Below are 25,231 nucleotides of genomic sequence, written 5' to 3'. Positions count from 1 at the left end.
ACGCAATCTCGCCGCGATCGGGCGCCGTCGCATGAACAACGAGGACAGGCTCCGCGACTATCTCCGGCGGACGACCGCCGACCTACGCCTCGCCCGGCGGCGACTGGCCGACGCGGAGGCCGCCGGGCGGGAGCCGGTGGCGATCGTCGGGATGGCGTGCAGGTTCCCCGGGGGGGTGCGGGCTCCGGCTGACCTGTGGGGGCTGCTGGTCGACGGCCGGGACGCCGTCACCGGCTTCCCCGCCGACCGGGGCTGGGACCTCGATGGGCTGTACGACCCGGACCCGGACCAGCCCGGACGCTCCTATGTCCGCTCCGGCGGTTTCCTTGACGACGCTGGCGAGTTCGACGCCGAACTGTTCGGCATCTCGCCGAGGGAAGCCCTCGCGATGGACCCCCAGCAGCGACTTCTGCTGGAGACGTCCTGGGAGGCGATCGAGACCGCCGGGATGAATCCCCAGAGCCTGCGCGGCGCCGACACCGGGGTCTTCGTCGGTACGAACGGTCAGGACTATGCCTCGAACCTGCCGGCGACCCCGCCCGAGGCCGAGGGTTTCCTCCTGACCGGACGGGCGGCCAGCGTCGTGTCGGGGCGCCTCGCCTACGTCCTGGGCCTGGAGGGTCCGGCGGTCACCGTCGACACCGCCTGCTCGGCGTCCCTGGTGGCGATCCACCTGGCCTGCCAGGCGTTGCGCGCCGGTGAGTGCCAGACCGCTCTGGCCGGCGGTGTGACGATCATGTCGACGGCCGGACTGTTCGTGGAGTTCAGCCGGCAGCGCGGTCTCGCCCCCGACGGCCGGTGCAAGGCGTTCTCCGACGATGCCGACGGCACTGGCTGGGGCGAGGGCGTCGGCGTGCTGGTCCTGGAACGACTCCGCGACGCGCGCCGGCTCGGCCACCGGGTCCTGGCCGTCATCCGCGGCAGTGCGGTGAATTCCGACGGTGCCAGCAACGGCCTGACCGCACCGAACGGCCCGTCCCAGCAACGGGTGATCCGCCGGGCGCTGGCGGGGGCCGGGCTCGGACCAGGAGAGATCGACGCGGTGGAGGCCCATGGCACCGGGACCGTGCTGGGCGACCCGATCGAGGCCCAGGCGCTGCTGGCGACCTACGGGCAGGATCGGCCGGCCGGCAGTCCCCTGCTCATCGGGTCGTTGAAGTCGAACATCGGCCACACCCAGGCCGCCGCCGGCGTCGGCGGTGTGATCAAGATGGTGCTGGCGATGCGGGCCGGCCTCCTGCCCCGCACCCTGCACGTGAGCGCTCCGTCCAGCCGGGTCGACTGGACGGTCGGCGCCGTTCGGGTGCTGACCGAACCCACGCCATGGCCGGTGACGGAGCATCCACGACGGGCTGGCATCTCGGCATTCGGAGTCAGCGGGACGAACGCCCACCTCCTGCTCGAGCAGGCCCCACCCGACCCGGATCCCACGGACCCACCGGCGGCCCCGGACGTCCCGAGCGCCACGCGTACCCGGGACGGTACCGGCGCCGCCGGCCCGTTCCCGCTGGTCGTGTCGGGCCGGGGCGCCGAGGCGCTGGCCGCGCAGGCCGGCCGGCTGCACGACCATCTCGGGCAGCGGCCGCGGCTGGGCCTGGCCGAGCTGGGTGATGCCCTGGTGGCGACCCGGGCAGCCCTCGGGAACCGGGCGGTCGTCCTGGCCGGGGACCGCGACGAGGCCCTCGACGGGCTTGCCGCGATCGCCCGTGGCGAACCGACTCCGCATGCCGTGCGCGGGATCGCGGGACCCGCCGGCCCGGTCGCCTTCCTCCTGCCGGGCCAGGGCAGCCAGCGCCTCGGCGTCGGCGCGCAGCTGCGCGAGACCAGCCCGGTCTTCGCCGCCGCCCTCGACGAGGTGTGCGGGCAGTTCGACCGGCGCCTGCCGCGTCCCCTGCGCGAGGTCCTGTTCGCCGCCCCCGGGACGTCCGCCGCGGCGGCGTTGGACCAGACCGGCTTCACCCAGCCGGCGCTGTTCGCCGTCGAGGTCGCGATGGTCCGGCTGTTCGAGTCGTGGGGAATCGTTCCCGACTGTCTGCTGGGCCATTCGGTCGGCGAGCTCGCCGCCGCCCACCTCGCCGGCGTGCTGTCGCTGCCCGACGCGTGCGCGCTGGTCGCCGCGCGGGGCCGGCTGATGCAGGCGCTCGCGCCCGGCGGCGCGATGGTCGCCATCGAGGCGAGCGAGGGCGAGGTGCTGGCGACGTTGGTCGGACTGGCGGGCCCGGTGGACCTGGCGGCCGTCAACGGCCCGGCGGCCAGCGTGGTCTCCGGCGACGCGGCGACCGTCGACGAACTCGCTGCCCGTTGGCGTGCCCGGGGACGGCGAACCACCCGCCTGCGGGTCAGCCACGCGTTCCACTCCCCGCACATGGACCCCATGCTGGCGGAGTTCCGCCGGGTCGCCGAGCAGCTCACCTACGCGCCGCCGCGCATTCCCGTGCTGTCCAACCTGACCGGCCGGCCGCACACCACCGAGCAGATCACCTCGCCCGACTACTGGGTGCGCCACGCCCGCGGCACGGTGCGTTTCGCCGACGGCGTCCGCCGGCTGGACGAGGCGGGGACGCGGGCCTACGTCGAGGTCGGTCCCGGCGGTGCGCTGACCGCGATGACGCGGCGTTGCCTCGACGACGCCGTGCCCGCCGCCCCCGCTCCCGCCGACGGAGACGGGCGGCCTGTCGTCGTCCCGACCCTGCGTCCGGGGCAGTCCGAGCGCCGGACCTGCCTGACCGCACTGGCCAGCCTGCACGTGCACGGATTTCCGGTGGACTGGTCGGCGGTCCTGCCCGCCACCGGGAGCCGCCCCGTCGAGCTCCCGACCTATGCCTTCACCCGTCGGCGTTACTGGCTGGCGCCTCCGGAACCGGCCGCCGGCCGGTCGCGGTCGTGGCGCTACCAGGTCGAGTGGAAGCCGCTCGGTGCCGCCGAAGCCGCCTCGCCCACCGGCACCTGGCTGCTGGTGACCACGCCCCGCCAGGCGGACGATGGCCCGCGCCTGGCGAGCGCGCGGATGCTCGCCGCCGCGGGCGTGGAGATCGTCGAACTCACCTGGGATCCGGCCAGCCTGGGCGAGGACCCCTCCGGCTGGACCCGGGCGCTGCGGGACGCGCTGCCCCACGGGCACCGCGTCGACGGGATTCTCGCGCTGCTCGCAACCGACGTCCCGGGTGACGTCGCCGTCCCGGGAGACGTCGCCGACGACCGGGTGGCCGGTGTGGCGGCGCCTGACGCCCTGCTCGCGGCGCTGGGCCTGCTGCGGGCCCTGGGTGACGCCGATCCCGGCACCGGTCTGGGCGACGATCCCGGTGCTCCGCTGTGGGTGGTGACCCGCGGCGCGGTCAGCGTCGGGCCGGACGAGGAGCTGACCAACCCCGTGGCCGCGGCCGTGTGGGGTCTGGGCCGGGTCGCGGCGTTGGAGTATCCGCGTCGCTGGGGCGGACTGATCGACCTCGCCGGCCCCGGACCCGAGGCTGGTTCCGGGTCCGAGGTCAGCCCCGGGTCCGAGGCGGAGATCTACCGGGTGCTGGCGACGGTGCTCGCGGGCGGGTTCGGGGTCGAGGATCAGCTGGCCATCCGGCCTGCCGGGGTGTTCGCCCGGCGCGTCGCGCCCGCCCCGGAGATCGGCCGGCGGCCCGGTGTGCCCCGACCGGCGTGGACGCCATCCGGAACGGTCCTCGTGACCGGCGGGTTGGGCGCTCTGGGCGCGCATACCGCCCGCTGGCTCGCCGGGGCGGGGGCGGGGCATCTCGTCCTGACCGGTCGGCGGGGATCGGCGGCGCCCGGCGCGGCCGCGCTGGTGGCCGAGCTCACCGGACTCGGCGCCCGGGTCACGGTCGCCGCCTGCGACGTGGCCGACCGCGCCGCCGTGGCGAACCTCCTGGAGACGCTGGCGGCGCAGGGAGACACCCCGAGCGCCGTGGTGCATGCCGCGGGCGTCGAGCGCACCACGGCGATCGCCGAGCTCAGCCCGGCCGAGCTGGCCGAGGTGACCGCCGCGAAGATCGCCGGCGCGACCCATCTCGACGCATTGCTCGATCACGACGCTCTTGAGGTCAACGTCTCGTTCTCGTCGGTCGCCGGCTTGTGGGGCAGCGGTGGCCAGGGCGCCTACGCGGCCGCGAACGCCTTCCTGGACGCGCTCGCGCAGCGGCGGCGGGATCATGGTGGGCGGGCGAGTTCCGTGGCTTGGGGCCCCTGGGCCGGCGGGGGGATGCTGGCGGCGGCCGGTGCGTCCCGCGCCGACGACCTGCGCCGCCGAGGTCTGCCGCAGATGCCCCCGGACGCCGCGATCACGGCACTGGCGGACGTGTTCAACGGGCCGCCGGCCGGCGTTGCCATCGCCGACGTGCGGTGGGATCGCTTCGCGCCCGCCTTCACCGCGATGCGGCCCAGTCCGTTGATCGAGGACCTGCCCGAGGTGCGCCGCGGGCTGGGTGGCCAGCACGACGACCGCCGCGCCGGCCACCCCGATCCGGCCGGCCGGCGCACCGAAGACCCCGGCGACGCCCGGTCGGTGCTCCCGGCGGGGCCATCGATCCTCCGGGAGCTCACCGCGCTGCCCGCACCCGACCGTCCCGCGGCGGTCCTGCAGCTCGTGCGGGACGAGACCGCCCTGGTGCTGGGCCATGCCTCCCCGGCCGCGATCGATCCGGGCCGGGCCTTCCGCGACCTGGGTTTCGACTCCCTGACCGCGGTCGACCTGCGCAACCGCCTGTGTGCCCGCACCGGCCTGGCACTGCCCACGACCATTGCCTTCGACGTCCCGACCCCACACGACCTCGCCGCCAACGTGCTCGCGCTGGCCCTCGGCGGCGCGTCCCCGGCCGAGGAGCCGGCGCAGAACCAGCCGACGACGGGCGGCGCGGGTGCCGGTGCAGCGGGGGGCGCCGACGAGCCGGTCGCGATCGTGGCGATGAGCTGCCGACTGCCGGGCGACGTCAGCTCGCCGGAGCAGCTGTGGGATCTGGTCGCCGCGGGCACGGACGCGATCTCTGACTTTCCCGCCGACCGCGGCTGGGACCTCGAGAGCCTCTACGACCCCGATCCGCGGGCACCGGGGACGTCGTACGTGCGCACGGGCGGATTCCTCCATGGCGCGCACCAGTTCGACGCCGACTTCTTCGGGATCTCGCCGCGGGAGGCGCTGGCGATGGACCCGCAGCAGCGGCTGCTGCTCGAGAGCACCTGGGAGGCGTTCGAGCGGGCCGGGATCGAGCCGGCCACGGTGCGGGGCAGCCAGACCGGGACCTTCGTCGGGCTGGCCGGCCAGGACTACGGCACCCGGGCCGGGGCGGCCGAGGCCGGCCTGGAAGGACACCTGCTCACCGGCACCGCGGGCAGCGTGGCGTCCGGCCGTCTTGCCTACACCTTCGGTCTGGAGGGGCCGGCGGTGACGGTGGACACGGCGTGTTCGTCGTCGTTGGTGGCGTTGCATCTGGCGGTGCGGGCGCTGCGGTCGGGGGAGTGCTCGCTGGCCGTCGTCGGCGGGGCGACCGTGATGTCCACCCCGCGGGCCTTCATCGAGTTCAGTCGGCAGCGGGGGTTGGCCCCGGACGGGCGGTGCAAGCCGTTCGCGGCCGCCGCGGACGGCACCGGGTGGGCGGAAGGCGTGGGCGTCCTGCTGGTGGAGAGGGAGTCGGACGCGCGCCGTCATGGTCATCCGGTGCTGGCGGTGGTGCGCGGCACCGCGGTGAACTCGGACGGGGCGAGCAACGGGTTGACGGCCCCGAACGGCCCGTCGCAGCAGCGGGTGATCGCCCGGGCGTTGGCGGACGCGGGTCTTGGCGCGGATGAGATCGATGTGGTGGAGGCGCACGGCACGGGCACGACGTTGGGCGATCCGATCGAGGCGCAGGCCTTGCTGGCGACGTACGGGCGTGACCGTCCGGTGGATCGGCCGTTGTGGGTGGGGTCGGTCAAGTCGAACATCGGGCACACCGCCGGACTCTCCGGGCTCGCCGGTGTGATCAAGACCGTGATGGCGATGCGACACGGGACGCTGCCGCGGACCCTGCACCTCGACGAGCCGACCCCGCACGTCGACTGGTCGGCCGGCACCATCCGCCTGCTGGCGGAGACCGTGCCGTGGCCGGCGGGACAGCGGCCCCGGCGAGCGGGCGTGTCGTCCTTCGGTATGAGTGGCACCAACGCCCACGTGATTCTCGAAGGGAATCAGGATGCCGGCGCTGTCTCCACCAGCGGTGCCGCCAGCACGGATTCCCCGGCGGATGACAAGGATGGTATCGGGGTTCTTCCGTGGGTTTTGTCGGGGCGGGATGCGGCGGGTCTGGCGAGTCAGGCGGCCCGGTTGTCGGCGTGGGTGTCGGTGCGGCCTGAGGTGGATCCGGGGGATGTGGGTTTTTCCTTGGTGATGTCACGGTCGGTGTTCGCGCATCGGGCGGTGGTGGTGGCGGGGGATCGGGCGGGTTTTCTGGCGGGGTTGGGGGCCTTGTCGCGGGGTGAGTCGGCCGTGGGTGTGGTGACGGGTGTTCCACTGACCGGTTCGGGACCGGTGTTCGTGTTTCCGGGTCAGGGGTCGCAGTGGGTGGGAATGGCGGTGGAGCTGCTGGCCGCGTTCCCGGTGTTCCGGGACTCGCTGGCGCAGTGCGCGGCGGCGTTGGAGCCGTATGTGGAGTGGTCGCTTCTGGAGGTGCTGCGAGGCGCCGCGGGCGGGCCGGATCTGGGGCGGGTGGAGGTCGTGCAGCCGGCGCTGTGGGCGGTGATGGTGGCGCTGGCGCGGCTGTGGCGGTCGTTCGGGGTGGTGCCGTCGGCGGTGGTGGGGCATTCGCAGGGGGAGATCGCGGCGGCGTGTGTGGCCGGCGCGTTGAGCCTGGCCGACGGCGCGCTGGTGGTGGCGCTGCGCAGCCGGCTGGTGGGGGAGCGGCTCTCGGGCGGGGGTGGGATGGCGTCGGTGGCGCTGCCGTCCGTACAGGTGGGGGAACGGATCGGGCCGTGGGGTGGGCGCCTGTCGGTGGCGGCGGTGAACGGGCCGCGCTCGACGGTGGTGTCGGGTGATCTGGCGGCCTTGGACGAGTTGCTGGCCGGGTATTCGGCTCAGGGGGTGCGGGTCCGCAGGATTCCGGTAGACTACGCGTCGCATTCGGCGCAGGTCGACGGTATCGCGGACGAGTTGCTGGTGGCGTTGGCGGGCATCACGCCGCGGGTGCCGGAGGTGCCGTTCTTCTCGACGGTGACCGGTGAGCCGGTGCGGGAGGCGTCGTTGGACGCCGGGTATTGGGTGCGCAATCTTCGCCAGCCGGTGCTGTTCGAGGACACGGTCCGGGCGTTGCTCGCGGCGGGGCGGGAGACCTTCATCGAGGTCAGCGCGCACCCGGTGTTGACGGTCGGCGTGCAGGAGACCATCGACGCGGTGGCGGATGCCGGGGCAGCGGCGGTTTCCGGAGCGGTGGTGTTCGGGACGTTGCGGCGTGACGACGGGGGTCCCGGTCGTTTCCTGGCCGGTCTCGCCGAGGCGTTCACGCGTGGCGTTCCGGTGGACTGGGCGCCCTTGTTCGCCGGTGCGGCGCGGCGGGTCGACCTGCCCACCTACGCCTTCCAGCACCGGCGGTACTGGATCGAGTCCGTCGTCCCGGCGGCCGGCACCGCGGCGGCCTCGGTGCCCGGCGCGTCGGCGCCGGACCCGGCGGAGGCCCGTTTCTGGGCGGCGGTCGAGCGCGCGGACCTCGACGCCCTGTCGCGGACCCTCGGGGAGCGGACGGCCCCCCGGCGCGAGGAGCTCGGCGCGGTGCTGCCGATGCTGTCCAGGTGGCGGCGCGGCCAGCGGGCGGAGTCGCTGCTGGATCGGTCGCGCTACCAGATCACGTGGCATCCGCTGCCCATCGACGAGCCGGCCGCGCCGACCGGGACCTGGATCGTCGCCGTACCCGCCGGGCACAGCGAGGCCAGCCGGATCGCCGACCTCCTGCGCGGGCCGCGGACCGCCGCTCCGATGATCGTGATCGTCGAACTCGCCGGGGCCGACCGGGCCGAGGTGGCCCGGCGCCTGGCGCAGGCCGCGGCGGATCAGACTCCGACCACGGTGGTGTCCCTAGTCGCGTTGGCCACCGAACCCGATCCCGACCATCCGGCGATCCCCCGGGGGCTCGCGCTCAGCGTCGCCGTCGCGCAGGCGTTGGGTGACGCCGCCATCACGGCCCCGCTGTGGTGCGTGACCAGCGGCGCGGTCAGCGTTGGCGCCGACGGGGTGGTGGTCGCACCGGAGCAGGCGGCGGTGTGGGGGCTGGGCCGGGTCATCGCGGTGGAACATCCCGACCGCTGGGGTGGCCTTGTCGACCTTCCCCAGGAACCGGACGGCCAGGCCGTCTCCCGGCTCCGAACGGTGATCGTGGGGGCCGAACGGGGCGAGGGCGCGGCGGTACGGGCCGCAGGGGTGTTCGCGCAGCGTCTGGTCCGGGCGCGGGCACGCACCGACGCCCCGGTCCGCGGGTGGAACCCGCCGGACGACGCCCTGGTCGTCGGGGAACCCGCCGGCCGCGGCGGTCAGGTGGCCCGCGCGCTGGCCGGGTCGGGGGTGAAACACCTCGCGCTCGCTGTCCCGGCCGACGCACCCGACCTGGGTGAGCTACGCGCCGAGCTGACCGGCCTTGGGGTCCGCAGCACCCTGGCCCGCAGCACCCTGGCGCGGGGCCAGCAGGAGGACGGCGGAACCGATGACGGTGCCACCGGCGGCCACGTCCGCCGCGCCGCGCCGCGCGCGGCCCTGCCGGAGGGGCTTGAGACCGTCATCGTCGGATCGGGGCAGGCGGGCGGTGCCGGGACGGCGGTGGCGGAGCTGGACCCGGGCGTCTTCGCAGCCGCCGTGGGTGCTCAGATCGCCGCCGCGGTCGGTCTCGACGCGGTGCTCTCCGGGGATGCGGTGCTCTCCGGGGATGCGGGGGTGCCCAGGGATGCGGCGGTGCCTGGGGGCGATGCGCCGCGGGGAGCGGCCGGGCTGATCGTCGTGTCGTCCCTCGCGGGCCTGTGGGGCAGCGGTGGGCAGAGTGTGAGTGCGGCCGCGGACGGCTACCTCGACGCCCTGGCCCGACGCCGGCACAGCCTGGGCGGTGCCGCGGTGAGCGTGGCCTTCGGCGACTGGGCGACAGACCAGGGCGTGGCGGACCGGCCGAGGCTGCCCGGTCTGGGCGTCCTTTCCGCGGAGCTGGCCGCCGCGGCTTTCGAACGCGTCGTCGGCGCCAGCACGCACAGCGGTCTCGTCGTCGCCGACATTGACTGGGGGCGGCTGCTCGTGGCGTTCCCGGCTGCGGTCAGGCTGCCGCTGCTGCGCGAACTCGCCGAGGTTCGCGGTCATCCGGCAACGGACGGCGCCCCCGCCTCCGCCCCCGCCCCCGGCGAGCCGGCGGATGACGCCGAGCGATGGCGACGCCGGGTCGGCGACCTGGTCGGGGCCGATCGGGAACGGGCCGTCCTCGACCTGGTCCGGGCCGAGGCGGCGGTCGTGCTCGGCCAGGACGGTGCCGGGGCGGTGCGACCGGGCCGGCCCTTCCAGGACCTGGGATTCGACTCCCTGACCGTGGTCGAACTCCGTAACCGGATCAGGGAAGCCACCGGTGTCCCCCTGCCCACCACAGTGATCTTCGACTATCCCACCCCGGCGGAGCTGGCCCGGTATCTGCTGGCCGAACTGCTCCGCGGCCCGGCCGGCCCCGCCCCTGAGCGCACCGGGTCGCCCCTGACCGGCCTCGGTGATCTGGACGGCCTGGCGGCCGGCCTGCCCTCGCTGCCCGCGGAGGTCCGCGCCGCGGTGCTGGCCCGGATGCGCACCCTGCTGCGCCGATGGGACGACGGCCCGGACGCCGAGGCGGCGACCGACGCCGGCCCGGACGATCTCGACGCGGCGTCGGACGACGAGATCTTCGACCTGATCGACAACGAGCTCGGGATCTCCTGAGGTGATCCGCCGCCCCGTCCGCCCCGTTCGCTGTGCCGGAGGAGTCGACCTTCCATGAGCGCCGAAGCCAAGCTGCGTGACTATCTCAAGCGGGTGACGGCCGATCTGCGCCAGGTCCGAGGGCGCCTGTCCGACGTCGAGGCCCGCGCGCGTGAACCCGTCGCGATCGTGGCGATGAGCTGCCGGCTGCCCGGCGGTGTCCGGTCACCCGAACAGCTGTGGGATCTCGTGGCCGCCGGCCGGGACGCGATCTCGACGTTTCCCGTCGACCGCGGCTGGGATCTCGACGCCGTCTACGACGCCGATCCGGAGCGGCTGGGGCACAGCTACGTGCGCGAGGGCGGGTTCCTGTCCGACGTCGACCGGTTCGACGCCGGGTTCTTCGAGATCAGCCCGCGGGAGGCGCTGGCGATGGCCCCCCAGCAACGCCTGTTGCTGGAGACGTCCTGGGAGACGTTCGAGCGGGCCGGAATCGATCCGCTGTCCATGCGGGGTTCCCGGACCGGGGTCTTCGTGGGGGCGACCAACCACGACTACGGCACCGATGCCGCCGACGTCCCGGACTCGCTCGAGGGCCACATCGTGCTCGGGACGTCCAGTGCGGTGATGTCGGGCCGGATCGCCTACACCCTCGGCCTCGAAGGGCCCGCGCTGACCGTCGACACGATGTGCTCGTCGTCGCTGGTGGCGCTGCATCTGGCCAGCCAGTCGCTGCGCCAGGGCGAGTGTTCGATGGCGCTGGCCGCCGGGGTCACGGTCCTGGCCACGCCGATGGCGTTCGTCGAGTTCAGCCGGCAGCGGGCGTTGTCCCCGGACGGACGGTGTCGGCCGTTCGCCGCCGGGGCGAACGGCACCGGATGGTCCGAGGGTGTCGCGGTGGTGCTGCTCGAACGGCTCGGTGACGCCCGGCGCAACGGCCATCAGGTGCTCGCGGTCATCCGCGGTTCGGCGCTGAACTCCGACGGCGCCAGCAACGGACTGACCGCGCCGAACGGACGGTCGCAGCAGAGGGTCCTGCGCCAGGCCCTCACCAACGCCGGACTGACCGGCACCGACGTCGACGTGGTGGAGGCCCACGGCACCGGGACCACCCTCGGTGACCCGATCGAGGCGAGGGCTCTGCTCGCCGTCTACGGCCAGGACCGCACCGCGGACCGGCCGCTGTGGCTGGGTTCGGTGAAGTCCAACATCGGCCACGGCGCGGCGGTGTCCGGTCTCACCGGCGTGGTCAAGATGGTGATGGCGATGCGCAACGGGATGCTGCCCCGCACCCTGCACGCCGAGGAGCCGACCCCCCACGTCGACTGGTCGTCGGGTGCGATGCGGCTGCTGACCGAGGAGGTCGCCTGGCCCGGCGCCGGGGAGCCCCGCCGGGCCGGGGTCTCGTCGTTCGGGGCGAGCGGGACGAACGCGCACGTCATTCTCGAGGACGCCGCCGGCTCACAGCCGGAGGACGGCGCGCCGGGGCTGGCCCGGACGACGGACGCGGCCGCTCCCGTCGGCGTGGCGGTCGGTCCGCCTGCGGACGCCGAGACCGGGGCCGAGACCGGGACGGGGACCGAGACCGGGACGGGGACCGAGACCGGGGCCGGGACTGGGGCCGTGGGGGCGACAAACGGCTCGGCGCTGCTGTGGGTGGTGTCCGGCCGCGGTGCGGACGCGGTCCGTGCCCAGGCGGGCCGGTTGCTTGACCACGTGTCGACCCGGGTGGAGCTGGATCTGGCGGAGGTCGGCTTCTCGCTGGCGACGTCCCGGTCGGCGTTCGAGCACCGGGCCGCGGTGGTGGCGGGGAACCGGGCGGAGTTCCTGACCGCGCTGGCGGCGCTGTCCCGGGGTGAACCGGACGACCGGGTGGTCCGCGGGACCGCGCTCGACGATCCGAAGCCGGTGTTCGTGTTTCCGGGTCAGGGCGCGCAGTGGGTGGGCATGGGGGTGGATCTGCTGGCGTCGAGCCCGGTGTTCCGGGCCCGTCTGCGGGAGTGCGCGGCGGCGTTGGAGCCGTATGTGGACTGGTCGGTGTTCGAGGTGCTGCGGGGGGCGGCGGGTTCGCCGCCGCTGGACCGGGTCGACGTCGTCCAGCCGGTGCTGTGGGCCGTGATGGTGTCGTTGGCGCAGCTTTGGCGGTCGCTCGCGGTGGTGCCGTCGGTGGTGGTGGGGCATTCGCAGGGGGAGATCGCGGCCGCCTGCGTGGCCGGCGCGCTCACCCTCGCCGATGGAGCCCAGGTGGTGGCCCTGCGCAGCCGGCTGCTGGGAGCTCGGCTGTCCGGCCAGGGCGCGATGGCCTCGGTGTCCCTGTCCGCGGGGGAGGTGGCGGGCCGGATCTCACCGTGGGGCGGGCGGCTGTCGGTGGCGGCGGAGAACGGGCCGTCGTCGACGGTGGTGTCGGGTGATCCGGAGGCGCTGGACGGGCTGCTGGCCGGATGCGCGGCCGACGGGGTGCGGGTGCGGCGGATCGCGGTCGACTACGCGTCGCATTCGGCACAGGTCGAGGGGATCGCGGACGAGTTGCTGGTGGCGTTGGAACAGATTGTTCCGCGGGTGCCGGAGGTGCCGTTCATCTCGACGGTGACCGGGGAACCGGTGGACACCGCGGCGCTGGACGCCGAGTACTGGGTTCGCAACCTGCGTCAGCCGGTGCGGTTCGAACCGGTCGTCCGCCGGCTGCTCGACCGCGGCCACCAGATGTTCATCGAGGTCAGCCCCCATCCCGTGCTGGTCATGGGGATCGAACAGACCGCGGAGGCGGCCGGCGGGCTCGACAGCGACAGCGACAGCGACAGCGCCCGCGACGTCGTCACCATCGGGTCTCTGCGCCGTGACGAGGGTGGCCTGGACCGATTCCTGCTCTCGATCGGCCAGGCCCACGCCCATGGCGTCGCGCTGGACTGGTCGGCGCTCTACCCCGGGTCGCGGGTCCGGCGGGTGGAGCTGCCGACCTACGCCTTCGGGGGAACGCGGTACTGGCTCGCGCCCGGATCGGGCACGGCGGTGGCGCGTTCCGGCGACCAGCCAGCCAGCGGGCCCGCCGAGACCGACGCCGCGTTCTGGGACGCCGTCGACCGGGAGGACCCCGCGGCGCTGGCCGCCGTGCTGGGTGCCCCGGCCGAGCAGCCCGCGCAGGCGCTGGTCCCCGCCCTGAGCATGCTGTCCGCGTGGCGCAGGACGGCCCGGGATCGGGCCACGATGGCGTCCTGGCGCTATCGCGTGCGCTGGGATCCGTTCCCCGCGGCCCCGCCCGCGCCGTCCGGTCCAGCGGTGCGGACCGGCCCCTGGCTCGTGCTGGTGCCGGCGTCCGACGACACATCCGACCGCGCGGCCGACGTGTCGTCGGTGCTCGACGCCCTCGGCCACGACGGCGCCTCGGTCGTGCCGGTCGGCGTCGCCCCGCGGGCGGACCGGGCGGGGCTGGCCGACCTGCTCCGCGCGGCGCTCGGGGACGGGCCGCCCGCGGCGGTGGTGTCGCTGCTCGCCGGTGATGACACCCCCCATCCGGTCCACGCGGAGATCAGCACCGGGCTGGCTCTGACCGTCCTGCTGGTCCAGGCCCTCGACGACATCGGTCTGGACGCGCCGCTGTGGGTGCTGACCCGCGGCGCGGTCGCGGTGCGCGACGGTGACCCGCCGGAGAGCCCGGCCCAGGCGGCGGTGTGGGGACTGGTCCGATGCGCGGCGCTCGAACACCCCCGGCGCTGGGGTGGCCTGCTGGATCTGCCCGTCGCCGTCGAGGCCGGGTCGCTCGGGCGGGTGCGCGCCGTGCTCGCGGGCGCCGGAGTGGAGGACCAGCTCGCCGTTCGGGCGGACGGCGTGTTCGTCCGGCGCCTGGTCCGCGCGGGTGACCCGCCGCCAGCGGGTCCCACGGGGACCTGGCAGCCGCGGGGCACCGTCCTGATCACCGGCGGTACCGGGGCGATCGGCGGGCACGTCGCCCGCTGGCTCGCCCGCGCCGGCGCGCCACACCTCGTCCTCGCCAGCCGGCGCGGTGAGCGGGCGCCAGGAGCCGCTGAGCTCGTCGCCGACCTGACCGCTCTCGGCAGCCGGGTCACCCTCGCGGCCTGCGACGTCGCCGACCGCGACGCGCTGCGGGCCCTGGTCGACCGGGTCGAGGCCGGCGGCGACCCGATCCGCGCGGTCCTGCACACCGCGGGCGGCGGTGTGCTGGTCCCGCTGGCCGAGACCACGCTCGCGCAGGTGGCCGAGGCCGCACGGGCCAAGGCCAGGGGCGCCGCGCTGCTCGACGAGATCTTCGACCGGGACACCCTCGACGCCTTCGTGCTGTTCTCCTCGATCTCAGCGGTGTGGGGCAGCGGCATCCACGGCGGTTATGCCGCGGCGAACGCCTTCCTCGACGGCCTCGCCCGGAGCCGTCGCGCCCGGGGTCTGAGCGCGACGTCGATCGCCTGGGGCATCTGGAGCCCGGCCGACGGCGGCGGGATGGCGGCGGCGCTGGCCGAGGACCAGCTTCGCGCCAGCGGCATTCCGTTCATGCCACCGCCGCTCGCCCTGGAGGCGTTCGGGCGGGTGCTCGACCTCGACGACGTCGACGTGGTCGTCGCCGAGATCGACTGGGACCGGTTCGTGCCGGTGTTCACCTCCGCGGGACCGCGCCCCCTGCTCGACGGACTGCCCGAGGCGCGACGCATCCTCGCCGCGACCTCGGCTACCGCGACCTCGGCCGCGTCGGCCAGGTTGGGCACCGCAGCCGGCCCGGCGAGTACGGAGTCGACCCTGGGCACGCTCCTTGCCGGTCTGCCCGCGTCCGCCCGCGACCGGGCCGTGCTCGATCTTGTCCGGACCCAGGCCGCCACGGTGCTCGGCTACGCGGACGCCGAGGCGGTGGAGGCCGGTCGGCCGCTGCGTGAGCTCGGGTTCGACTCGTTGACCGCCGTCGACCTGCGCAACCGGCTGAGTGCGGCGACCGGCCTGCGGCTGCCGGTCAGCCTGGTCTTCGACCATCCGACGGTGCGTCTGCTGGTTCGCCACCTGCGTGCGCGGGTGGCGGCGGAACCTACCGAAGTCGCGGCCCCGGCCCCGCCCGCGCCGGCCGGCGTCGCCACCCTGGCGGACGAGCCGATCGCCATCGTGTCGATGGGCTGCCGCTTCCCCGGCGGCGTCCGGACTCCCGAGGACCTGTGGGATCTCGTGGCCGGCGGGGTCGACGCGATCTCGCCGTTGCCGACCGACCGCGGCTGGGACCCGGACATGTTCGACGACGATCCCGACCATCCGGGCAAGAGCTACGTCCGCGACGGCGGGTTCCTGCTGGACGCCGGAGCGTTCGATGCCGCGTTCTTCGGGATCTCGCCCCGGGAGGCGACCGCGATGGACCCCCAGCAGCGCCTGCTGCTGGCGACCGTCTGGGAGGCGGTCGAGCGGGCCGGCATCGACCCGACGACGCTGCGCGGCAGCGCCGGTGGCGTCTTCGTCGGTGCCGCCTACCAGGGCTACGGCGGGTCGATGGACCGCATCCCGGCCGGCAGCGAGGGCCACTTCGTCACCGGCTCCTCAGCCAGCGTGCTGTCCGGGCGGATCGCCTACACCCTCGGCCTGGAGGGGCCCGCGGTCACGGTGGACACCGCCTGCTCATCGTCGCTGGTGGCGCTGCACCTGGCCTGCTGGTCGCTGCGGTCACGGGAGTGCTCGCTCGCCGTGGCCGCCGGAGCGACCGTGATCGGCTCGCCGGTGTCGTTCGTCGAGTTCAGCCGCCAGCGGGGCCTGGCCCGCGACGGGCGCTGCAAGGCCTTCGGCGCCGAGGCCGACGGGATGGGGCTCGGTGAGGGGGTGGGGACGCTGCTGCTCGCCCGGCTCTCGGACGCCCGCCGGGCCGGATATCCGGTGCTCGCCGTCATCCGCGGCAGCGCGATCAACTCCGACGGGGCGAGCAACGGCCTGTCCGCGCCCAACGGGCTGGCCCAGCAGCGGGTGATCCGCCAGGCACTCGCCAGCGCTGGCCTGACCCCCGGCGACATCGACGTCGTCGAGGCACACGGGACGGGGACGACGCTGGGCGACCCGATCGAGGCCGAGGCGCTGCTGGCGACCTACGGCCAGGACCGCCCCGCCGACGCGCCGCTGCTGCTGGGCTCGGTGAAGTCGAACATCGGCCACACCCAGGCCGCCTCCGGTGTCGCGGGCGTCATCAAGATGGTGCTCGCCCTGGACCGCGGGGTGCTGCCAAGCACCCTGCACGTGGCGCAGCCGTCGCCGTACATCGACTGGTCGGCCGGCGCCGTGCGGCTGCTGACCGAGGCTCGGCCGTGGCCACGGCGGGGGCGTACGCGCCGCGCAGGGGTCTCCTCCTTCGGCCTGTCCGGCACCAACGCTCACGCCATCCTGGAGCAGGCCGATCCTGTGGCCGGCGCCGCGCCCGCCGATCCCGCGCCCGCCGATCCCGCGCCCGCCGATCCCGCGCCCGCCGATCCCGCGCCCGCGGATCCCGCGCACGGCCCGACCCCGGTACCGGTGGGGGCAACGGCGGAGCCCGAATCGGGGGCGGAAACCGAATCGCGGGTCGAGCCCGAATCGCGGGTCGAGTCCGCGGTGCCGGTCGCGTGGGCACTCAGCGCCCACGGCCCGGCCGCCCTCGCGGCCCAGGCCACCCGTCTGCTGGCGCATGTCGACGCCCGGCCGGACGACGGCGTGCGCGACGTCGGGTACGCACTGGCGACGACCCGATCATCGTTCGCGCACCGCGCGGTCGTCGTCGCCGCCGACCGCGCGGACTTCCGCCGCGCGCTGCTCGCCCTGGCCGGCGGCGAGGTCGCCGCGAACACGGCGCGAGGCGTGGCCGTCGCCGACCCTCGGATCGTGTTCGTGTTCCCCGGCCAGGGCGCCCAGTGGGCCGGGATGGGGGTGGAGCTGCTCGAAGCCAGCCCGGTGTTCCGGGCCCGGATGCGGGAGTGCGCGGCGGCGCTGGATCCGCTGACGGGCTGGTCGCTGCTCGACGCCGTCCGCGCGCGACCGGGCTCGCCGTCCCTCGACCGGGTCGACGTGGTGCAGCCCGTGCTGTTCGCGGTGATGCTGTCGCTGGCCGAGGTATGGCGGTCGTTCGGGGTGGTGCCGGCGGCGGTCGTGGGGCATTCGCAGGGGGAGATCGCGGCGGCGTGTGTCGCGGGCGCGCTGAGCCTGCGCGACGCCGCGCAGGTGGTGGTGGTCCGCAGTCGGGTGGTCGGCGCCGAGCTGTCGGGGCTCGGCGCGATGGCGTCGGTGGCGTTGGCGCGCGCCGAGGTGGAGCAGCGGATCACGTCCTGGGACGGACGGCTCTCGGTGGCGGCGGTGAACGGGCCGTCGTCCACCGTGGTCTCCGGTGATCCGGACGCGCTGGCCGAGCTGCTGGCGGCCTGCGAGGCGGACGGGGCGCGGGTGCGCCGGGTGCCGGTCGACTACGCGTCGCACTGCGCGCAGGTCGACGGTGTCCGCGCCGGGCTGGTGCGGGCGTTGGATTCGATCACACCGCGGGTGCCGGACATCCCGATCCATTCGACGGTCACCGGCGATCTCCTGGGCTCGGCCGCGTTCGACGGCGAGTACTGGGCGCGAAACCTGCGGGAGCCGGTGTTGTTCGAGCCGGTGACCCGGGCCCTGCTCGAGACCGGGCATCAGGTCTTCATCGAGATCAGCCCCCATCCGGTGCTGACGATGGGCGTGCAGGAGACCATCGACACGGTCCCGGGCCGCGCCGCGGCGGTGGTCGAGACGCTGCGCCGTGCGGACGGCGGTCCGGCTCGCCTACTCCGCTCCCTCGCCGAGGCGCAGGTCCACGGAGTGGAACCGAACTGGCCAGCCGTGTTCGCCGGGCTCGTCCCGGCGCCGCCGGTGTCATCGCCGCCGGTGCCGGTCGCGCTGCCGACCTACCCGTTCCAAGAACGGCGGTACTGGGTCGACACCACGGCCGACGCGGCGGCGTCCGGGCCGACCGGTGGCCCGTCGCGGCCCGGCGGCGACCAGGCCGAGGTCGACGGCCGGTTCTGGACCGCCGTCGAGCAGGAGGACCTGGCGGCCGTGGCCGCGACGCTGGAGCTCGCCGGGGCCGACGCGGTCGAACCGCTGCGCCCGGCGCTCGGGCTGCTGTCGGCCTGGCGCCGCCGCCGGGCCGAGCAGTCGGCGGTCTCGTCCTGGCGCTACGACGTGATCTGGTCACCCGTCCCGGCGGTATCGGGGGCTCAGGGGGCTCAGGCGGCGTTGCCGGCCGGCGGCTGGCTGATCGTCGTCCCGGCGGACACCGAACACACCGACCTGGTCGACCGGGTCGTCGCCGCCTTCGCGGCCGAGGACGGCACGCCGCCGCTCACCGTCACCGTCAGGGCGCTCGACACCGCACGTGCCGCGATCGCGCAACGCCTGCGGGCCGGCCTCGCCGACCCCGACCGACCGCCGGCCGGGGTGCTGTCCCTGCTGGCCCTGGCCGCGGAAACGGACGGAACCGACCGCACCGACCGCACCGACCGCATGGATGGCACCGACCTGACGGATGGCACCGGTGGGACCGGTGGGCCGGCGGTACCCGTCGGCCTGGCGCTGTCGATCGGCCTGCTCCAGGCGCTCGGTGATGTCGGAATCGGCGCACCGCTGTGGTGCGTGACCCGAGGCGCGGTGTCGGTCGGGCGAGCTGACGGCCGGGTCGATCCCGGGCAGGCACTGTGCTGGGGGCTCGGCGGGGTCGCGAGCATGGAGTATCCGGGACGTTGGGGTGGTCTTATCGACCTTCCCCCGGCCGGGGACGCCGTCTCCCTTGATGCCCGCGGCGCCGCCCGGCTGCGCGCGGCGGTCACCGGGCTGGGATCGGTCACCGGGTCCGGCGCCGGGCCGCGGGGCGACGGGGCCGCGGCCGCGGAGGACCAGCTCGCACTGCGGTCGGGCGGGCTGTACCGCAAGCGGCTGGTGCGGGCCAACCCCCGGGCCGGCGTCACCGAGGCCGGTGCCTGGAAGCCGGCGGGCACCGTGTTGATCACGGGTGGCACCGGGACCCTCGGCCGGCTGGTCGCCCGATCGCTGGCCCAGGACGGTGCGCCACACCTGTTGCTGGCCAGCCGGCGGGGGTCGGGTGCGGTGGGGACGGAACGGGCGGCGCGGACGGCGCGGCTGGTCGCCGAACTGGCCGAGCTTGGATCGGCGGTCACCGTCGCCGCCTGTGATGTCGCGGACCGTGCGTCGCTGGCCGCGCTGCTGGCCGGTGTGCCCGCCGAACATCCGCTGACGGCGGTGGTGCACACGGCCGGTGTCCTGGACGACGGTGTGATCGACAGTCTGACGCCCGAGCGGGCGGCCGAGGTGCTGCGGCCCAAGATGATCGCCGCGGCGAACCTGGACGAACTGACCCGTGATCTTTCCCTGTCCGCCTTCGTGCTGTTCTCCTCCTTCGCCGCCACGTTGGGCGGTCCGGGGCAGGGCAGCTACGCCGCGGCGAACGCCTACCTCGACGCGCTGGCTCGGCGCCGCCGCGCCGACGGTCTGGTCGCCACCTCCGTGGCCTGGGGCTCCTGGGGAGGCGGCGGTCTGCTGACCGCCGAGCTCGCCGAGCGGCTGCGCCGCCAGGGCATGCCCCCGATGGATCCGTCCCTCGCGGTCGTGGCACTGCGTGAGCTGATCGACCACGGCGACACGTTCGCGGTGGTGGCCGACGTCGACTGGGAGCGCCTCGGCGCGACCCTGAGCGCCGCACGGACGCCGGCGGCGGTCGCCGACCTCGTCGCGGCTCGCCCACTGCCCACCGCCACCGCGGCCACCGGAGCCACCACAGCCGAGGCCAGGGCTGATGGGCGCGTCACCGCGGCAGCCGATTCGTCGCTGGCCGACGAGCTCGCCGGGCTGGATCAGGCCGACCGGCAGCGGCGGCTGTCCGAGCTGGTACGCACACAGGTCGCGGCCGTGCTCGGCTACGCCGGACCGGACGAGATCGACCCGGACCGGGCGATGCGCGACATCGGGTTCGACTCGCTGACCGCCGTCGACCTGCGCAGCCGGCTCGCCACCGCCACGGGACTGCGGCTGCCGGTGACGCTGGTCTTCGACCATCCGACCTCGACCGCCCTGGCGCGCCACCTCGAAACCGAACTGCTCGGCGGGTTGTCCCCGATCGCCACGGGCGCCGCCGGGGGAACCAGGGACACCGGGGGCCCCGGGACGGCCCCCGACGACGACCTGGTCGCGATCGTGGCGATGAGCTGCCGTCTGCCCGGCTATGTCCGCTCGCCGGAGGACCTGTGGTCGCTGGTGCGCGACGGCGTCGACGTCATCGGCGACTTTCCGACCGACCGCGGCTGGGACGTCGCCGGCTCGTACGACCCCGACCCCGAGGTGGCGGGAACCTACTACGCGCGTGGCGGTGGCTTCCTGTACGACGCGGCCGACTTCGACCCCGGCTTCTTCGGGATCTCGCCGCGGGAGGCCCTCGCGATGGACCCGCAGCAGCGGCTGCTGCTGGAGACCTCGTGGGAGGCCCTCGAACGGGCCGGAATCGACCCGGCGACGCTGCGGGGAACCGACACCGGGGTCTTCATCGGATCCAGCTACAACGACTATGGGATGCGCCTCGACCGGGCCCCCGAGGGGTTCGAAGGCTACCTCGCCACCGGCAGTGCCAGCAGCGTCGCCTCGGGCCGCATCGCCTATACCTTCGGTCTTGAGGGGCCGGCGGTCACGGTCGACACCGCCTGCTCGTCGGCCCTGGTGGCGTTGCACCTGGCCGCGCAGGCGCTGCACCGCGGGGAATGCTCGCTGGCGCTGGCCGGCGGGGTGACGGTCATGTCGACGATGAGCACGTTCATCGAGTTCAGCCGGCAGCAGGCCATGTCGCCGGACGGCCGCTGCAAGGCCTTCTCGGCCCAGGCGGACGGGGCCGGCTGGGCGGAGGGCGTCGCCCTGCTGCTCGTGGAGCGGCTCGCCGACGCCCGTCGCCGCGGCCATCCGGTACTCGCGGTCATCCGCGGCTCGGCGTTGAACTCCGACGGCGCCAGCAATGGGCTGACCGCCCCGAGCGGGCCGGCGCAGCAGCGGGTGATCCGTCAGGCGCTCGCCAACGCCGGGCTGCGGGCCGGCGACGTCGACGTGGTCGAGGCGCACGGGACCGGCACGGCGCTCGGAGACCCGATCGAGGCCGAGGCGATCCTCGCGACCTACGGGCGGGACCGGCCGGCCGACCGCCCGCTCTGGCTGGGTGCGCTGAAGTCCAACATCGGCCACACCCAGGCCGTCTCGGGTGTCGCAGGCGTCATCAAGATGGTGCTGGCGATGCGGCACGGTGTGCTGCCCGCGACGCTGCACGTCGACGAGCCGACCCCGCACGTCGACTGGTCCACCGGCACCGTCCGGCTGCTGACCGAACAGCGGAGCTGGCCGGCGCCCGACGGTCGCCCCCGCCGCGCCGCGGTGTCGTCCTTCGGGATCAGCGGCACCAACGCACACCTGCTGCTGGAATCCGCACCGGACGACGAGGTACTCCCGGACGATGCGGTGCCGCCAAACGACGCGGTGCCGTCTGACGACGCGGTGCCGTCTGACGACGCGGCAGGCGAGGCCTCCCCGGCGTCGGCGGCCGTGGTGTGGCTGCTGTCGGCGCGCGGCGAACCGGCGCTCGCCGGGCAGGCCGCCCGGCTGCTCGCATGGCTCGACGCGCATCCGCGGGCGCGCCCCGCCGATGTCGGGTTCTCGCTCGCGACGACGCGTGGCGCACTCCCACATCGTGCCGCCGTCGTCGGGCCGGACGCGCGGCGGCTGCGTGCGGGCCTCACGGCGGTCGCGCAGGGGCGGGCCGGCGCCGGGGCCGCCGGTGTACTCGCGGGCCGCGGCCCCGGCGGCCGGTTGGCCTTCCTGTTCGCCGGGCAGGGCAGCCAGCGGGCGGGGATGGGCCGGGAGCTCGCCGACGCCCACACCGTGTTCGCGGACGTCCTGGACGAGGTCGTCGCCCACCTCGACCCGCATCTCGACGGTGCCTCGACCCGCGAGGTGATGTTCGCCGCGGCAGGCACCCCGCAGGCGCGGGAACTGGACCGCACCGCCTACACCCAGCCGGCGCTGTTCGCGTTCGAGGTCGCGCTGTTCCGGCTCCTCACCAGCTGGGGGATTGTCCCGGACGTCCTGCTCGGCCACTCGATCGGGGAACTCGCGGCCGCCCATGTCGCCGGGGTGCTGTCGCTGGCGGACGCCTGCGCGCTGGTCGCGGCGCGGGGCCGGCTGATGGGGGAGCTGCCCGCTGGCGGCGCGATGCTGTCGGTGTCGACGGCCGAGGACGTGGTGCTGGCGGCGATCGGCGGCCTCGGCGACCGGGTGGGGATCGCCGCGCTCAACGGTCCCCGGACCACCGTGATCTCCGGTGATGCCGACGCCGTCGACGAGCTGGCGGCCCGCTGGGCGGGCGAGGGCCATCGGGTCCGCCGCCTGCGGGTCGCGCACGCCTTCCACTCGGCGCGGATGGACCCCATCCTGGCCCGGTTCGGTGCTCTCGCGGGCACGCTCGACTACGCCCCGCCCACGATCCCGATCGTCTCGAATGTCACGGGACGCCTCGCCACCGCCGAGCAGCTGTGCTCGCCGGACTACTGGGTGCGGCATGTCCGCCAGGCCGTCCGCTTCCATGACGGGGCGCGCGAACTGGACCGGATCGGCGTGCGCACCCATCTGGAGCTGGGCCCCGACGGCGTGCTGACCGCGATGGGCGAGCAGATCCGGCCGCCGGACGCGGCGGTGTGGATTCCGGCCCTGCGCCGGGACACGCCCGAACCGTTGGCGCTCGCGACCGCGGTCGCGTCCCTGCACGTCCACGGGGTGGGCGTCGACTGGCCCGCGGTGCTCGCCGGTGCCGATGCCCGCCGGGTCGACCTGCCGACCTACGCCTTCGACCGGCAGCGATACTGGCTGGACGCCCCGCCGGCGCCGGGTGTTCCCGCCGCCGGCTTCACGGCCACGGGCCATCCGCTGCTCGGCGCGGCCGTCGAACTCCCCGAGTCCGACGGCTACCTGTTCACCGGCCAGCTCGGCGCGCGGACGGTCCCCTGGCTCGCCGACCATGCGGTTGCGGGGACGATCCTGGTGCCGGGCACCGCCTTTCTCGAGCTCGCGATCCGGGCGGGGGAGCAGGCCCGCTGCGACCGCGTCGACGAGTTGACGCTGCAGGCGCCGCTGGTGCTCCCGGCCGACGGGGCGGTGTCGGTCCAGGTGACCGTCGGCGGTTCTGGCGCGGACGGCGCGCGCCCGGTCACCGTCCACTCCCGCCCGGCGGACTCCGGGGACGGGAGTTGGACCCGGCACGCCACCGGCATCGTGTCCCCGGCCGGCGCGGTGCCGGCGGAGCTCGCGGCGGCGGACGATCTCCAGAGCTGGCCTCCGGCCGGTGCGGAGCTGTTGGACACCGGGGACCTGTACGAGCGCCTGGCCGCGAACGGGTTTGACTACGGTCCCGCCTTCCGTGGCCTGCGGGCCGCCTGGCGGCGCGGGCCGGAGATCTTCGGCGAGGTGAGCCTGCCCGACGCCCAGCGCGCTGAGGCGGCGGCGTTCCGCCTGCACCCCGCGCTGCTCGACGCCGCTCTGCACACAGTCGCCTTCACGATGCGGGCGGGCGAGGGCGGGGTCCTGCCGTTCTCGTGGACCGGCGTGCGGCTGCACGCCACGGGCGCGTCGGCGCTGCGGGTCAAGGTGACCCCGACCGGGTCGGGGGGTGTGGCCGTCGTGGCCGCCGCCGCTACCGGGCACCCGGTGGCCACCGTGGAGTCGCTGGTGCTGCGGCCCGTCGCCGCGGCGGCTCTGACCGGTGCGCCGGGCACGCAGGACGGCCCGTTCCAGCTGCGATGGTCCGCCCTGCCGGCAGCCGCCGTCGTGCCCCTGCCCCGAGCGGCGGAGTCCGCCGGCCACGGATCCTGGACGCTGCTCACCCAGGCGGACGGCCCACCACCACCACCACCGGCGGCGGCGATCCTGGCCGGGTTGCGCGCCGCCGGGGTGATGGCGGTGCCGGCGTCCGATCTGGCCATGGTGCTCGGTGGCGACTCCAGGGCGGGGATGGGCGCACCCGAGATCGTCATCGCGCCCTTCGTCGATGAGTCCAGCGCCCAGTACGGCGCCGGGACCAGCCCTGCCGACACCGTGGGCACCGACACCGTCGGCACCGATACCGTCGGCACCGGTATCGCGGGCACCGGTATCGCAGCCGCGGACCTGGTCGGCGCGGCGGTGCGGGCGGCCACCCGCTGGGCACTCGCGCTCGTGCGCACCTGGCTGGCCGGCGCCGGCCCGGCTGGCCGGCTCGTCGTCGTCACCCGGGGTGCCGTCGCCGTGGACGGCACCGACGCGGCGCCCGACCTGGCCCAGGCCGCGGTGTGGGGTCTGGTGCGCTCGGCGCAGGCGGAGCATCCCGACCGTTTCGTCCTGCTGGACCTGGACGGCCAGGCCGTCTCGGTCGAGGCGGTCGCGGCCGCGGTCACGACGGCGATCGCGGCGGGCGAGCCGCAACTGGCGGTGCGCCGGGGCGAGGAGTTCGCGGGCCGACTGGCCCGGGTGGCCCTCGCCGGGGACCGGCCACCACCCGCCTGGGATCCCGACGCGACCGTGCTGGTCACCGGTGCGACCGGCGCTCTCGGCAGCCTGATCACCCGCCATCTGGTGACCGCCCACGGCGTCCGGCACCTGCTTCTCGTCGGGCGGCGCGGGTCCGAGGCGCCCGGAGCCACCGAGCTGGTCGCGGAACTCGCCGCGCTGGGGGCCCAGGTGACCATGGTCGCCGCCGACGTCGCCGACCGCGGGGCACTCGCCGCGCTGCTCGCCACGATCCCGGCCGACCACCCGCTGGGGGCGGTCGTGCACACCGCGGGTGTGCTCGACGACGGGGTGATCTCCGCGCTCACCCCCGAACGCCTCGACCCGGTCCTACGTCCGAAGGTCGACGCTGTCCTGCACCTGCACGAGCTGACGGCGGACCGCGAACTCTCGGCGTTTGTACTTGCCTCCTCGCTCGCCGGCACGTTCGGTGGGGCCGGGCAGGCGAACTACGCGGCGGCGAACGCCTTCCTCGACGCCTTCGCCGCGCGCCGTCGGGCCGCCGGGCGCCCGGCGGTGTCGATGGGCTGGGGCCTGTGGGCTCGCCGCGGCGGGATGACCGGAAAACTCGGTGACGCGGACCTGCGCCGGCTCGCCCTCGGCGGCATCATCGCGCTGTCGGACGAGGAGGGCCTGGCCCTGTTCGACACCGCGCTCGCGGTGAACGAGCCGAGCCTGCTCACGGCCCGACTCGACGTCGACGCGGTCCGCCGGGTGCCGGGTCCTGTGCCCGCCCTGTACCGGGCGCTGGTGGCCGGGGCGGGTGGGCCGGCGGCGCCGGCGCCGGCGCCGGCGTCCCGGGCC

The 25,231-nt window shown here is 75.1% G+C and carries 2 protein-coding genes; both read left to right on the top strand.

Annotated elements, in window-relative coordinates; genetic code table 11:
• The first annotated feature begins 31 nt into the window (after positions 1-31).
• The gene (locus tag MXD95_RS12340) at positions 32-9,904 is read left to right on the top strand and encodes a type I polyketide synthase (protein ID WP_285223614.1); all 9,873 of its coding nucleotides are present in this window, start codon (positions 32-34) and stop codon (positions 9,902-9,904) included.
• Between the two features lie 54 nt (positions 9,905-9,958).
• A partial coding sequence (locus MXD95_RS12325; protein ID WP_285223613.1) for a type I polyketide synthase occupies positions 9,959-25,231 on the top strand: 15,273 nt, incomplete at its 3' end.

The organism is Frankia sp. AiPa1 (assembly GCF_023243075.1).
In the GTDB taxonomy this organism is placed as follows: domain Bacteria; phylum Actinomycetota; class Actinomycetes; order Frankiales; family Frankiaceae; genus Frankia.
The sequence above is the reverse complement of the archived record's forward strand: the minus strand, read 5'-3'. Positions and strand labels throughout refer to the sequence as shown.

What these genes read in the sequence shown, in the direction of transcription:
- MXD95_RS12340 (WP_285223614.1), top strand. Translation starts at nt 32, where the DNA reads ATGAACAACGAGGACAGGCTCCGCGACTATCTCCGGCGGACGACCGCC.